Annotated in this window: 14 protein-coding genes and 1 pseudogene; 9 read left to right on the top strand and 6 right to left on the bottom strand. The window is 69.1% G+C overall.

The window, feature by feature from the left end; translation table 11 throughout:
* Window positions 1–61: 61 nt before the first annotated feature.
* From hutI to J7528_RS02885, 5 genes and pseudogenes are all read left to right on the top strand, one after another.
* Window positions 62–1267 (top strand): imidazolonepropionase, encoded by a 1206-nt coding sequence (hutI, locus tag J7528_RS02905; protein ID WP_291871122.1) that lies wholly within the window; start codon window positions 62–64, stop codon window positions 1265–1267.
* Window positions 1252–2790 (top strand): histidine ammonia-lyase, encoded by a 1539-nt coding sequence (hutH, locus tag J7528_RS02900; protein ID WP_291871120.1) that lies wholly within the window; start codon window positions 1252–1254, stop codon window positions 2788–2790. The genes hutI and hutH overlap by 16 nt, the downstream gene beginning before the upstream one ends.
* Before the next feature lie 154 nt (window positions 2791–2944).
* Entirely contained in the window at window positions 2945–3760 is an 816-nt protein-coding gene (hutG, locus tag J7528_RS02895) for an N-formylglutamate deformylase (RefSeq protein ID WP_291871118.1), read from the top strand.
* Window positions 3757–5421 carry a urocanate hydratase gene (gene hutU, locus J7528_RS02890; protein WP_291871116.1) on the top strand — a complete coding sequence of 555 codons (1665 nt, stop codon included), beginning with the start codon at window positions 3757–3759 and terminating at the stop codon, window positions 5419–5421. The genes hutG and hutU overlap by 4 nt, the downstream gene beginning before the upstream one ends.
* Window positions 5402–5512 (top strand): annotated as a pseudogene (locus J7528_RS02885) (hypothetical protein); the annotation flags it as partial. The gene hutU and the pseudogene J7528_RS02885, both read left to right, overlap by 20 nt.
* A gap of 22 nt (window positions 5513–5534) precedes the next feature.
* Here the strand turns inward: J7528_RS02885 and J7528_RS02880 are convergent.
* Both J7528_RS02880 and J7528_RS02875 read right to left on the bottom strand, forming a co-directional pair.
* Window positions 5535–7076: a glycine betaine ABC transporter substrate-binding protein gene (locus tag J7528_RS02880; RefSeq protein ID WP_363269670.1), complete on the bottom strand. Its 1542-nt coding sequence runs from the start codon at window positions 7074–7076 to the stop codon at window positions 5535–5537.
* A complete protein-coding gene (locus J7528_RS02875; protein WP_291871113.1) occupies window positions 7069–7830 on the bottom strand; it encodes an ABC transporter ATP-binding protein in 762 nt (253 codons plus the stop codon). Before J7528_RS02875 ends, J7528_RS02880 begins: the two co-directional genes overlap by 8 nt.
* 138 nt (window positions 7831–7968) lie before the next feature.
* Here J7528_RS02875 and J7528_RS02870 point away from each other — a divergent pair, with 138 nt between their 5' ends.
* The gene (locus J7528_RS02870) at window positions 7969–8127 is read left to right on the top strand and encodes a hypothetical protein (RefSeq protein WP_291871111.1); all 159 of its coding nucleotides are present in this window, start codon (window positions 7969–7971) and stop codon (window positions 8125–8127) included.
* An 86-nt stretch (window positions 8128–8213) separates the two neighbouring features.
* Here J7528_RS02870 and J7528_RS02865 read toward each other — a convergent pair whose 3' ends face one another.
* Entirely contained in the window at window positions 8214–9011 is a 798-nt protein-coding gene (locus J7528_RS02865) for an SDR family oxidoreductase (RefSeq protein WP_291871109.1), read from the bottom strand.
* Between the two features lie 118 nt (window positions 9012–9129).
* Between J7528_RS02865 and J7528_RS02860 the strand changes: the two genes are divergently transcribed.
* Window positions 9130–10077: a GlxA family transcriptional regulator gene (locus J7528_RS02860; RefSeq protein WP_291871107.1), complete on the top strand. Its 948-nt coding sequence runs from the start codon at window positions 9130–9132 to the stop codon at window positions 10075–10077.
* On the opposite strand, the gene fliE is transcribed toward J7528_RS02860, so the two are convergent.
* From fliE to flgB, 3 genes are read right to left on the bottom strand one after another with little or no spacing between them, the layout of a single operon-like run.
* Complete coding sequence (gene fliE / locus J7528_RS02855; protein ID WP_291871105.1) at window positions 10074–10388, bottom strand: flagellar hook-basal body complex protein FliE; 315 nt, start codon at window positions 10386–10388, stop codon at window positions 10074–10076. The genes J7528_RS02860 and fliE overlap by 4 nt on opposite strands.
* Window positions 10389–10399: 11 nt before the next feature.
* Window positions 10400–10819, bottom strand: a complete 420-nt coding sequence (flgC, locus tag J7528_RS02850) for a flagellar basal body rod protein FlgC (RefSeq protein ID WP_291871102.1) — start codon at window positions 10817–10819, stop codon at window positions 10400–10402.
* Between the two features lie 7 nt (window positions 10820–10826).
* Complete coding sequence (flgB, locus tag J7528_RS02845) at window positions 10827–11270, bottom strand: flagellar basal body rod protein FlgB (protein ID WP_291871319.1); 444 nt, start codon at window positions 11268–11270, stop codon at window positions 10827–10829.
* 122 nt (window positions 11271–11392) lie between these two features.
* Here flgB and J7528_RS02840 point away from each other — a divergent pair, with 122 nt between their 5' ends.
* A complete protein-coding gene (locus J7528_RS02840; protein WP_291871100.1) occupies window positions 11393–11695 on the top strand; it encodes a flagellar biosynthetic protein FliO in 303 nt (100 codons plus the stop codon).
* Entirely contained in the window at window positions 11695–12495 is an 801-nt protein-coding gene (fliP, locus tag J7528_RS02835) for a flagellar type III secretion system pore protein FliP (RefSeq protein WP_291871098.1), read from the top strand. The genes J7528_RS02840 and fliP overlap by 1 nt, the downstream gene beginning before the upstream one ends.
* Window positions 12496–12515: the final 20 nt, after the last annotated feature.

Below are 12515 nucleotides of genomic sequence, written 5' to 3'. Positions count from 1 at the left end.
ATCGTTCGCAAATATGTCTATACATATTGAAGCCGACTGCAAGCGAGGGAGACGGAACAGAATGCGTTGCGACACCCTGTGGATAACTTGCCGTCTGGCCACCCTCGATCCGACGCAGCCGGGTCTTGGACTCGTCGAGAACGGCGTGATCGCCGCCCGCGACGGCCGCATCGTCTATGCTGGTTCGGCCGATGACGCGCCTGCCTTCGAGGCCGATCAGACGATTGATGTCGAAGGCCGCTGGATCACCCCCGGCCTGATCGACCCGCACACCCACCTGGTCTTCGCCGGCGACCGCGCCCACGAGTTCGAGCTGCGCCTGGCCGGCGCGTCCTACGAGGAGATCGCCCGGGCCGGCGGCGGCATCGTCTCGACCATGCGGGCCACCCGCGCGGCGTCGGAAGAGGAACTGGTCCAGGCCGCCCTGCCCCGCCTGGACGCCCTGATCGCCGAGGGCGTCACCACGGTCGAGATCAAGTCCGGCTATGGCCTGTCGCTGGACGACGAGATCAAGAGCCTGCGCGCCGCCCGCGCCCTGGGCGGCATCCGCCGCGTCGGGGTCAGCACCACCTTCCTGGGCGCCCACGCCCTGCCGCCGGAATATCGCGACGACAAGGACGGCTACATCGCCCTGGTCTGCGAGAAGATGATCCCCGCCATCGCCGCCCGCGAGCTGGCCGACGCCGTCGACGGCTTCTGCGAGGGCATCGGCTTCTCGCCCGAGCAGATCCGCCGCGTGTTCGAAGCGGCGCGGAAACACGGCCTGCCCGTGAAGCTGCACGCCGAGCAGCTGTCGAACCTGCACGGCGCATCGCTCGCCGCCGAGTTCGACGCCCTGTCGGCCGACCATCTCGAACACCTCGACGAAGCCGGGATCGCCGCCATGGCCGCCTCCGGCACGGTCGCGACCCTGCTGCCTGGCGCCTACTACTTCACCCGCGAGCACAAGGCCCCGCCGATCGTGGCCCTGCGCGAAGTGGGCGTGCCGATGGCCCTGGCCACGGACTGCAACCCCGGCACCTCGCCCCTGACCTCGCCGCTGCTGGTCATGAACATGGCCGCCACGCTCTTCCGGATGACCGTCGAGGAGTGCTTGGCCGGCGTGACGCGCGAGGCCGCGCGGGCCCTGGGGCTGCTGCACGATCGCGGCACGCTGGAGGCCGGCAAGGCCTGCGATCTCGCCATCTGGGACGTCGAGCGTCCCGCCGAACTTGTCTACCGCATGGGCTTCAACCCGCTCCATGCGCGCGTGTGGAGAGGCCAGTGACCAAGCTTGTTCTGAACCCCGGCGCCGTGCCGCTGGCCGACTGGAAGGCGATCTATCGCGGGGCGACGCCGCGCCTGGCCGACGACGCCTGGCCTGTGATCGCCGAGAGCGCCGCCGCCGTCGAACGCATCCTGGCCAAGGGCGAGCCGGTCTACGGGATCAATACGGGCTTCGGGAAACTGGCCAGCGTCCGCATCGGCGACGCGGACCTGGAGACCCTGCAACGCAACATCGTCCTCTCCCACGCCGCCGGCGTCGGCGAGCCCTCGCCCGTGCCGGTCATCCGCCTGATGATGGCGCTGAAGCTGGCCAGCCTGGCGCAGGGAGCCTCGGGCGTGCGGGTCGAGACCGTGCGGATGCTGGAGCTGATGCTGCAACACGACCTGACGCCGGTCGTGCCGTGCCAGGGCTCGGTCGGCGCCTCGGGGGATCTCGCCCCGCTGTCGCACATGGCCGCGACCATGATCGGGGTCGGCGAGATCTTCGTCGACGGCGAGCGCAAGCCGGCCGCCAAGGCGCTGAAGAAGGCCGGCCTGGAGCCGCTGGTCCTGGGTCCCAAGGAGGGCCTCGCTCTCCTTAACGGCACCCAGTTCTCGACCGCCAACGCCCTGGCCGGCCTGTTCGAGGCCGAGCGCCTGTTCCAGTCGGCCCTGGTCACCGGCGCGCTGTCCACCGAGGCCGCCAAGGGCTCGGACACCCCGTTCGATCCGCGCATCCACACCCTGCGCCGCCATGCCGGCCAGATCGAGACCGCCGCCGCCTTGCGCGGCCTGATGGCGGCCTCCGAGATCCGCGCCTCGCACCTGAAGGAGGACGAGCGCGTCCAGGACCCTTACTGCCTGCGCTGCCAGCCGCAGGTGATGGGCGCGGCGCTGGACGTGCTGCGCCAGGCGGCCACGACGCTGGAGACCGAGGCAAACGGCGTCTCGGACAATCCGCTGATCTTCCCGGAAGCCGACGAAGCGCTGTCGGGCGGCAATTTCCACGCCGAGCCCGTGGCCTTCGCCGCCGACATGATCGCCCTGGCCGTCTGCGAGATCGGCTCGATCGCCGAGCGCCGCATCGCCATGCTGGTCGACCCGGCGCTGTCGGGCCTGCCGGCCTTCCTGACGCCCAAGCCTGGCCTAAACTCCGGCTTCATGATCCCCCAGGTCACGGCCGCCGCCCTGGTCTCGGAAAACAAGCAGAAGGCCTATCCGGCCAGCGTCGACTCGATCCCGACCTCGGCCAACCAGGAGGACCACGTCTCGATGGCCGCCCACGGCGCGCGGCGCCTGCTGGGCATGGTCGAGAACGCCATGGCGGTGCTGGGCATCGAGCTGCTGGCGGCGGCGCAGGGGTGCGACTTCCACGCGCCGTTGCGGTCGAGCGCGGCGCTGGAGGCGGTGCGCAAGCTGACCCGCGCCGAGGTCCCGCACCTCGACGACGACCGCCACTTTCACCCGGACATGGAGGCGGCGAACGCCCTGGTGCGGAGCGGTGCGGTGATCACGGCGACGGGCGAGTTGCCGGGGATCGCATGACCCTTCCCCTTCATCCGATCTCCCCGGCGAAAGCCGGGGCCCAGATCGAACCCACGAGCGCCCGAGGATTGGCTAGGGCCGTCGGCGCGCGCACCCCAACCGCTCCGGATGAATCTGGGCCCCGGCTTTCGCCGGGGAAACGGAGGGTTGAGGGATGAGAGATTGGCTTCAGGTCATCAGGGGCTCCGCGCCCCTCATCATCTCCCTGCCCCACACCGGAACCGAGATCCCACCAACGATCGAGGCCGGCCTCGTCTCCCCCTGGCTGGCCCGCAAGGACGCCGACTGGTGGGTCGACCGGCTATACGCCTTCGCCGAGGGGATGGGCGCGACGATCGTGCGGACGGCGATCTCGCGCACGGTCATCGACGTCAATCGCGACCCGTCGGGGGCCTCGCTGTATCCGGGCCAGGCGACGACGGAGCTGTGCCCGACCACGACCTTCGACGGCGAGCCGCTATATCGCGACGGCGGCCCTGACGCGGCCGAGATCGACCGGCGGCGCACGACCTACTTCGAGCCCTACCACGCCGCCCTGCGCACCGAGATCGACCGCCTGCGCGGCCTGCATCCGACCGTGGTTCTGTACGAGGCCCACTCGATCCGCTCGCGGGTCCCGCGCCTGTTCGACGGCGAGCTGCCGCAGTTCAATCTCGGCACCAATAGCGGCGCCTCCTGCGCCGACGCGCTGACCGCCGCCGTCGAGGCCGCCTGCGATGCCTCGGGGCGCTCGCGCGTCACCAACGGCCGCTTCAAGGGCGGCTGGACCACGCGCCACTACGGCCAGCCGTCGACCGGCGTCCACGCCATCCAGATGGAGCTGGCCTGCCGGGGCTACATGGACGACCCGGCCGAGCCGCCGACCGAAGACACCTGGCCCACGCCCTTCCACGCCGACCGCGCCGAGCCGCTTCGCCTCGTGCTCGAAGACGTCCTCAAAGCTTGCCTGCAATTCGCGAGAGCCCCATGACCCGCCGCGACAACACCCGCGTCATCCGCCCCGCCACCGGCACGGAACTCGGCGCCAAGTCCTGGCTGACCGAAGCCCCGCTGCGGATGCTGATGAACAACCTGCACCCCGACGTCGCCGAGCGTCCGGAGGAGCTGGTCGTCTATGGCGGCATCGGCCGCGCGGCCCGCGACTGGGAGAGCTTCGACAAGATCGTCGAGACCCTGCGCCGGCTCGAGGACGACCAGACCCTACTGGTGCAGTCGGGCAAGCCGGTCGGCGTCTTCCGCACCCATGCCGACGCCCCGCGCGTGCTGATCGCCAACTCCAACCTGGTGCCCCGCTGGGCCAATTGGGAGCACTTCAACGAGCTCGATAAGAAGGGTCTGGCCATGTACGGCCAGATGACCGCCGGCTCGTGGATCTATATCGGCGCGCAGGGCATCGTGCAGGGCACCTACGAGACCTTCGTCGAGATGGGCCGCCAGCACTATGGCGGCGACCTGTCGGGCAAGTGGCTGCTGACGGCGGGCCTGGGCGGCATGGGCGGCGCGCAGCCGCTGGCGGCGGTGATGGCCGGGGCATCATGCCTGGCCATCGAGTGCCAGCCGTCGCGGATCGAGATGCGCCTGCGCACGGGCTATCTCGACAAGTCCACCGACAGCGTCGACGAGGCCCTGGCCTGGATCGAGAAGGCCTGCGCCGCCAAGACCCCGATCTCGGTCGGCCTGCTGGGCAACGCCGCCGAGTTGCTGCCGGAGCTCTTCAAGCGCGGCGTCCGCTCTGACCTGCTGACCGACCAGACCAGCGCCCACGACCCGAACAACGGCTACCTGCCGGCAGGCTGGACGCTGGACCAATGGGAGAAAGCCAAGGCGCGCGACCCCGACAGCGTCAACCGCGCCGCCCGCGCCTCGATGGCCACGCATGTCCGCGCCATGCTGGACTTCCAGGCCGCCGGCGTCCCGACCGTCGACTACGGCAACAACATCCGCCAGATGGCGCTGGAGGAAGGCGTGGCCAACGCCTTCGACTTCCCGGGCTTCGTGCCGGCCTATATCCGCCCGCTGTTCTGCCGGGGCATCGGTCCGTTCCGCTGGGCGGCGTTGTCGGGCGATCCGGAAGACATCGCCAAGACCGACGCCAAGGTCAAAGAGCTGATCCCGGACAATCCGCACCTGCACAACTGGCTCGACATGGCCGGCCAGAAGATCAAGTTCCAGGGCCTGCCGGCGCGGATCTGCTGGGTGGGCCTGGGCGATCGCCACCGCCTGGGCCTGGCCTTCAATGAGATGGTCGCGTCGGGCGAGCTGAAGGCTCCGGTCGTCATTGGCCGCGACCACCTGGACTCAGGCTCGGTCGCATCGCCCAACCGCGAGACGGAAGCCATGCAGGACGGTTCGGACGCGGTGTCGGACTGGCCGCTGCTGAACGCGCTGCTCAATACCGCCTCGGGGGCGACCTGGGTGTCGCTGCACCACGGCGGCGGGGTCGGCATGGGCTTCTCGCAGCATGCGGGGATGGTGATCGTGTGCGATGGCACCGAGGCGGCGGCCAAGCGGCTGGAGCGCGTGCTGTGGAACGACCCGGCGTCGGGCGTGATGCGCCACGCGGATGCGGGCTACGACATCGCGGTCGAGTGCGCGCGGGAGAAGGAGCTCGATCTCCCTGGTATTCTCTAGAACCAAATCTCGTCATCCCGGCCGCAGCGAAGCGGAGAGCCGGGACCCAGGGGTGGCCGCACTACACCGGCCCCTGGGTCCCGGGTCGGCTACGCCGCCCGGGATGACGAGTTTTAGTGAGCGGAGAGAAGCTGTGCCGCCTCGGCGGGGCTCTTCTTGCCGGTGTCGCGATCCACTGCGTAGTTCGCCGCCTGCATCGCCTTGACGTCGATGCTGCCGGCGAGCGGTTTCAGGGCGTCGAGCAGGCGCCGATCCCCCGCCCGCTTCGGCGAGACCAGGATCACCGCGTCATAGGGCGGCAGCGCGCCCTTGGGGTCGCCCAGCAGCACCAGGTCGTCGGCCGCGATCCGGCCGTCCGACGAGAAGGCCGAGATCACGTCGGCTTCGCGGCTCTCCAGGGCGCGGTACATGAAGGTCGGCTGGAACTGGCGCTTGGCCTTGAAGCGCAGGCCATACTGCTTCTCGACCGACGCCCACTCGGGTCGCGAGAAGAACTCCAGGTCGCCGCCCATGGTGAGCTGCGAAGACTTGGTCGCCAAGTCGGCCAGGGTCTTCACGCCCAGCGCCTCGGCGCGGTCGCGGCGCATGGCCAGGGCGTAGGCGTTCTCGAAGCCCAGCGGCGCCAGCAGCACGACGCCGTCGCGGGTCTTCAGGTCCTTGCGCAGGGTGTCGAGCACCGCCTGGCGACCGGGATTGTCCGTGCGGTGCAGGATGTTGGCCCACAGCGTACCGGAATAGTCGACATAGGCGTCGATCTCGCCGCTGGCCAAGGCGCGGTAGGCGATGACCGAGCCCAGGTTCACGCGGCGCTGCACGGCCGCGCCCTGGGCCTCCAGCTTGCCGGCCATCAGCTCGGCCAGGATGTACTGCTCGGAGAAGTTCTTGGCCCCGATGACGTAGGCCGGCTTGTCGTGCGGAACCACTAGCGGTCCCAGCGCCGCCAGGAGACCGATCGCCAGGCCCGCGCCGCCGACCCACAGCCGCCTTGGCTCGCGCCGCGCGACGCCGCCCTCGATCAAGCCCAGCAGACCGTCCACGACCAGCGCCAGCCCCGCCGAAGCCGCGCAGCCGACCAGCACCGCCACCCAGTCCTCGGTCTGCAGGCCAGAGAAGATGTAGTCGCCCAGCGAGGTCTGGCCGACGGGAGTCGAGAGGGTCGCCGCTCCGATCGTCCAGACGGCGGCGGTGCGCACCCCGGCCATGATCACCGGCGCGGCCAGGGGCAGCTCCACGCGCCACAGCCGCTGGCGGTCGGTCATGCCCACGCCCCGCGCGGCCTCGACCACGGCCGGGTCGATCCCCGAGACGCCCGCCGCCGCGTTCCGCAGGATCGGCAGCATCGAATAGAGGGTCAGGGCCAGCAGCGACGGCAGGAAGCCCAGGGCCGGAAAACCGTGTCCCAGCACCTTGGTCGCCAGCCCCGAGAGCAGCAGCAGCACCGGATAGAACAGCGCCAGCAGGGCCAGGCTCGGAATGGTCTGCACCAGGCCGGCGGCGCCCAAGGCGAGCCACTTCAGGCGCGGATTGCGCGCGGCCGCGATCCCCAGAGGCAGGGCGATGGCCAAGCCCAGCGCTAAGGCCGAAGCCGACAGGGTCACGTGCCACCCTAGACGTTCCGGTAGAACCGCGAGCGCGGCGCTCAAACGATCAGCCACGGGCCAGCTCCGCCAGGCGCTCGGCCTGTTTCTTCGGCGCGGCGATCAGGTCGGCGACCACGGGGTCGGGATGGCCCGCCAGCAGCTCGCGCGGAGAGGCATGGGTCAGCGCCCAGCCGTCGGCCATCACTACCACCTCGTCGGCCAGCAGCAGGGCCTCGCCGACGTCGTGGGTGACCATCACGGTCGTCAATCCCAGCTGGTCGTGCAGCGCCCGGACATCATCGGCCAGGGCCGTGCGGGTCACCGGATCCAGCGCGCCGAACGGCTCGTCCATCAGAAGGATCGAGGGTCGCGCCGCGAGGGCCCGCGCCACGCCTACCCGCTGGCGCTGGCCGCCCGACAGCTGCGACGGCGCGCGGCCGGCGACCTTGCGCGGCAAAGCTACGAGATCGAGCAGCTCATCCACCCGCGCGGCGATGGCGTCCGCCGGCCAGCCCAGCAGGTCCGGCGTGACGCCGATGTTCTGGGCCACGGTCATGTGCGGGAAGAGGCCGATCTCCTGGAAGACGTAGCCGATCCCCCGTCGCAGCTCTGGCCCCGGCCGTCCGGCGATGTCCTCGCCGTCGATCAGCACCCGCCCGGCGCTGGGCGTCGACAGGCCATTCATCAGCTTCAGCAGCGTGGTCTTGCCCGCGCCCGAGCCGCCGACCAGGGCGACGAAGCGCCCCTGGGCGATCTCCAGCGTCGTCTCGTGCAGCACCGTCTGGCCGCCGTACGTCTTGCTGACCTGATCGAGGACGATGGCGCTCATGGGGGGAGAATCAACCTTTCGCCGCCTCCGAGCGTTGACTCGAATGAAGGGTGCGACAAGGCGGCGCGCGACAGGTCGTCAGGTTCGCACAGGCCGAGTCAATCTCGACCATGAGGGTCAGGTTCAAGGAGCGTCTTCATGACCGTCGCCACGCAAGCCCGTCCGTTCGATCCGCGTCCCGCGCGCCGTGCGCCCCGCCAATGGCCCCTGGGCTTCGCGGTGCTGCTGGCCTCGGTGCTGAACGCGATCATCTGGGGCGGCCTGCTCGCGGCGGCCAAGACCTTCCTCCATCTCTGAGTTTGTTCAGTAAGCGTAGCGTTTCCTTCTTTCTCCCCTGAAGCAAACTGGGCCGCGTCCTCCCCGAGGCGCGGCCCTTCTTTCGTCTAGGCGACGCCGTAGCGAGCGGCGGGCTTGGCGTTGCCGAACTTGGGACCCAGCGCGCGGCGGTCCTCTTCCCAACGGGTCCACAGGGCGTCGTCGTGCAGGCCAGGGATGGTGACCGTCTCGCCCAGGTCCAGGCCGGCCAGGGCCGCGTCGACCAGGTCCTCGGCCGACATGGTGATCGCCGAGGTCTTCTGCGCGGCATAGCCGGCCACGTCCCAGAACTCGGTGGCGGTGGCGCCCGGCAGCACGGTCTGGATGCGCACGCCCTTGTCGCCCAGGTCCTTCTGCAGCGAGTGACCCAGGCTCAGCACGTACGACTTTGAAGCGCCGTAGACGCCGTTCAGCACCTCGACGGCGATGCCGACAACCGAGGCGATGTTGATGATCGTCCCCTGCCCGCGCGCGGCGAAGGCCGGGGCGGCGGCGTAGGTCAGGCGGGTCAGGGCGGTGATGTTCAGGTCGATCATCGCCTCCATGTCCTCGACATCGGCCTGGAGGATCGAGGCGACCGAGCCGACGCCGGCATTGTTGACCAGCACGGTGATGTTGGAGTCCTCGCGCAGCACGGCCTCGACCTTGGCGCGGCCGGCGCGGTCGTTGAGGTCGGCCGGCAGGACGGTGACCTGGCGGCCGGTGTCGCCGCGCAGGCGGTTGGCCAGGGCGTTCAGCCGCTGCTCATTGCGGGCTACCAGGATCAGGTCGTAGCCGCGCTTGGCCAGACGGTCGGCATAGACCGCGCCGATGCCCGTGGAGGCGCCGGTGATCAGGGCCGCGCCTTTGGAAGAGGGATTGCTCATGGGGGAGGTTCTTTCGTCCGTGACACTCGGGATCGAGTGCGATGGCCGATGGATACGCTTGCCCTCCGAAGTCTCAAATGTCATATAAGCGGCGATTTAGGTCATTCGGACGCCGCCAATGCGTGATTTCGCCTTCGTCGTCTATCCTGGCTACTCGGTCATGGCCCTGGCGGTCGTCACCGCCTTCGAGGTCGCCAACGCCATCGCCGGCGAGACGCTGTACGACCTGCATTTCGTGTCCGAGACCGGCGGCAAGGTGCGCACATCGGCCGGGATGCAACTGGACACCGAGCCGTTCACCGACCGGCCGTTCGACACCCTGGTGGTCGGCGGCTCGACCCTGCTGGAGCCGGTCTCGCCTGGCATGATCGCCTTCCTGCGCGAGGCCTCCACGCGCTCCCGCCGGGTGGCCGCCGTCTGCACTGGCGCCTTCGTGCTGGCCGAGGCGGGCCTGCTGGACGAGCGCCAGGCCACGACGCACTGGATGCACGCCCGCGACCTGCAGCGGCAGTTCCCCAAGGTGCGGATGACCGAGGACCGGATCTTCGTGAACGACGGCCCGATCTGGACCTCGGCGGGCATGACGGCCGGCATCGACCTGGCCCTGGCCTTGATCGAGAGCGACCTGGGACCGGAGGCGGCCAAGGCCGTGGCCCGCAAGCTGGTGGTCTATCACCGGCGGGGCGGCGGCCAGTCGCAGTTCTCGACCCTGCTGGAGCTGTCGCCCAAGTCGGACCGCATCCAGACCGCTCTGGCCTATGCCCGGGACAACCTGCACAAGCCGCTGAGCGTGCCGGACCTGGCCGAGGCCGCGGCCTTGAGCCCGCGCCAGTTCAGCCGCGCCTTCCATGCCGAGACGGGACAGTCACCGGCCAAGGCGATCGAGAACCTGCGGGTCGAGGCGGCGCGCGGCCTGATGGAGCAGAGCCGCCACCCTATCGACGTGGTGGCGCGACAGACGGGCTTTTCCGATCGCGACCACATGCGCCGCGCGTTTCTCCGCGCGTTCGGCCAGCCCCCGCAGGTGCTGCGCCGCCATGCGCGCCTGGAGGCGGTGGACGCCTAGATCGGCATCCGCATGATTTCTTGGTAGGCCGAGATCACCTGGTCGCGAACGGCCATCACGGTTTCCAGGCTGGCTTCGGCCGAGCTGATGGCGGTGACGACGTCGACCAGTTCGGCCTTGCCGGCCACCTGGTCGGCGATCTTGTGCTCGGCGACCTTCGAGGCCTTGGTCGCGCCTTCCATGGCCGACTTCAGCATGTCGCCGAAGTCCATGCCCTTGGCCTTGTCGGTCCCGCCGATGGAGCCGATCGAGCCGACGCCCATGGCGCCTTGCGAAGCATAGGCCTTGGCGGCCGCCAGCGCGGTGATCATGGCCTAGCCCCCTACTTCTTCAGGATGTCGAGGGTGCGCGCTTCCATGGAGCGGGCGGTCTCGATGACGTTGAGGTTGGCTTCGTAGGCGCGCTGCGCCTCCTTCATGTCCAGCGCCTCGACCAGCGTGTTGACGTTGGGCGTCTTGACGTAGCCCTTGGCGTCGGCAGCCGGGTTGCCGGGGTCGTATTCGCTCTTGAAGTCGCTCTGGTCGGGATCGACGCGCAGCATCTGCACGCCCTCGGCGCCCTGCACCTGGGTCGGCTTGAACACCGGGATCTGGCGGCGATAGGGGTCGCCGCCGGCGGTGCGCGCCGTCGAGTTGGCGTTTGCGATGTTTTCCGCGATGACGCGCATGCGGCCCTGCTGGGCGCGGAGGGCCGACGAGGCCACGGCCATGGTCGCCAGCGAGTTGGATTTGATCTCGGCCATCTAGTCCTTACCCGTTCGGCTTGCGCGCCGCCTGGCGCAGCATGTTCATGGACTTCTGGTAGAAGCTGATCGCCGCGTCGTAGTTCATGCGCGCGTCGGTCATCTTGAGCATCTGGTCTTCCAGCGACACCGCGTTGCCGTCGAGCGTCGTTTCTGAGTCCGGCCCTTCCTTCTCGTGCCAGCCGCTGGCCGCCTTGGCCGGCGCCATGTGGGCGGCCGAGGTGGCCATCATCGCCACGCCGCTGGTCGGCGCGCTGGGTCCGCCGCGATAGGCCGAGCCCGAGGTCTGGTTCATCAGCGAGGCCTGGAAGCTGAACGGCTTCAGGTCGCTGGGACGGTAGCCAGGCGTGTCGGCGTTGGCCACGTTCTGGGCGACAAGCTTCTGGCGCTCGGTCAGATAACCGAGGCGGCTCTTAAGCATGCCGAAGAGAGGAATGTCATCCGGTCCCATGGCGATCATGGTGAAGAAACAGGGTTAATTCGGCATTAAGAACCCTCAGGCACACCAGGGTCGTAGGCACGATTTGCCTGCGCCAAGTTGTCTCGCCACTCCTGGGTGTTTTTGGGCGATCCATGCTCGATATCGTCGAATTCATTCGCGCCCTGGCGGCGCTGGCGGTCACGCTGGGCCTGATCGGCCTGGGCGCCTGGGCGCTGCGCAAGTACGGCCCCGACGCCATCGGCCGCGCGATCGCCGCGCGCCAGGAGCGCCGCCTGCGCATCGTCGAAAGCCTGGCCCTGGATCCGACCCGCCGCCTGGTCATCGTCAGCCTGGACGGCCAGGAGCGAATGGTCCTGCTGGGCGACGGCAAGCTGCTGGACTGGATCCCCTCGCCTCCCGCTGAAACCGTTCCCGCCCCGGAGCCCGTGGTCTGATGATCCGCGACCTGATCAAGTCCGTGACGGGCGCCAAGGCCGAGGACCTGCGCCGCGCCGCGGTGATCTCGGTGCTGGCCGCCATCGCCTGCGCGGTCATGCCCGCCGCGGCCCTGGCTCAGTCGGCGGTGAACATCAATCTGGGCTCGGGCGCGGGCCTGACCGACCGGGTCGTGCAGCTGGTCGGCCTGATGACGGTGCTGTCCCTGGCGCCGTCGATCGTGATCATGACCACCTCGTTCGTGCGGATCGTGGTGGTGCTGGGCCTGCTGCGCACCGCCATCGGCATCCAGCAGAGCCCGCCCAACCCGGTGATCATCAGCCTGGCGCTGTTCCTCACCGCCATCGTCATGGGCCCGACCTTCGAGCGCAGCTACGACGCCGGCATCAAGCCGTTGCTGGACCACCAGATCGAGCTGCCCGAAGCCTTCGACCAGGCCAGCGGGCCGGTGAAGCAGTTCATGCTGCGCCAGGTCGACCGCGAGGACCTGGCCCTGTTCGTGCGCCTGTCGAAAGTCCCCCAGACCCAGAACGCCCAGGAACTGCCGATGAAGGTGGTGACGCCGGCCTTCATGATCTCGGAACTGAAGCGCGCCTTCGAGATCGGCTTCCTGCTGTTCATCCCGTTCCTAGTCATCGACCTGGTGGTGGCCAGCGTGCTGATGAGCATGGGCATGATGATGCTGCCGCCGGCGACCATCAGTCTGCCATTCAAGCTTATCTTCTTTGTGTTAGTGGACGGCTGGCGACTCGTCGCGGGCAGCCTCGTCGAGAGCTTCCAGCGCGGCGGCGGCGGATGACGACCTTCTAGAAGACTTAA

This window comes from Caulobacter sp. (assembly GCF_017744445.1).
In the GTDB taxonomy this organism is placed as follows: domain Bacteria; phylum Pseudomonadota; class Alphaproteobacteria; order Caulobacterales; family Caulobacteraceae; genus Caulobacter.
Note: the sequence above shows the minus strand (reverse complement) of the source record. Positions and strands in the feature narration are given on the sequence as shown.

What these genes read in the sequence shown, in the direction of transcription:
- hutG (WP_291871118.1), top strand. Translation starts at nt 2,945, where the DNA reads ATGAGAGATTGGCTTCAGGTCATCAGGGGCTCCGCGCCCCTCATCATC.
- J7528_RS02865 (WP_291871109.1), bottom strand. Translation starts at nt 9,011, where the DNA reads ATGAGCAATCCCTCTTCCAAAGGCGCGGCCCTGATCACCGGCGCCTCC.
- flgB (WP_291871319.1), bottom strand. Translation starts at nt 11,270, where the DNA reads ATGGGACCGGATGACATTCCTCTCTTCGGCATGCTTAAGAGCCGCCTC.
- flgC (WP_291871102.1), bottom strand. Translation starts at nt 10,819, where the DNA reads ATGGCCGAGATCAAATCCAACTCGCTGGCGACCATGGCCGTGGCCTCG.
- fliP (WP_291871098.1), top strand. Translation starts at nt 11,695, where the DNA reads ATGATCCGCGACCTGATCAAGTCCGTGACGGGCGCCAAGGCCGAGGAC.
- hutI (WP_291871122.1), top strand. Translation starts at nt 62, where the DNA reads ATGCGTTGCGACACCCTGTGGATAACTTGCCGTCTGGCCACCCTCGAT.
- fliE (WP_291871105.1), bottom strand. Translation starts at nt 10,388, where the DNA reads ATGATCACCGCGCTGGCGGCCGCCAAGGCCTATGCTTCGCAAGGCGCC.
- J7528_RS02870 (WP_291871111.1), top strand. Translation starts at nt 7,969, where the DNA reads ATGACCGTCGCCACGCAAGCCCGTCCGTTCGATCCGCGTCCCGCGCGC.
- J7528_RS02860 (WP_291871107.1), top strand. Translation starts at nt 9,130, where the DNA reads ATGCGTGATTTCGCCTTCGTCGTCTATCCTGGCTACTCGGTCATGGCC.
- J7528_RS02875 (WP_291871113.1), bottom strand. Translation starts at nt 7,830, where the DNA reads ATGAGCGCCATCGTCCTCGATCAGGTCAGCAAGACGTACGGCGGCCAG.
- hutU (WP_291871116.1), top strand. Translation starts at nt 3,757, where the DNA reads ATGACCCGCCGCGACAACACCCGCGTCATCCGCCCCGCCACCGGCACG.
- J7528_RS02840 (WP_291871100.1), top strand. Translation starts at nt 11,393, where the DNA reads ATGCTCGATATCGTCGAATTCATTCGCGCCCTGGCGGCGCTGGCGGTC.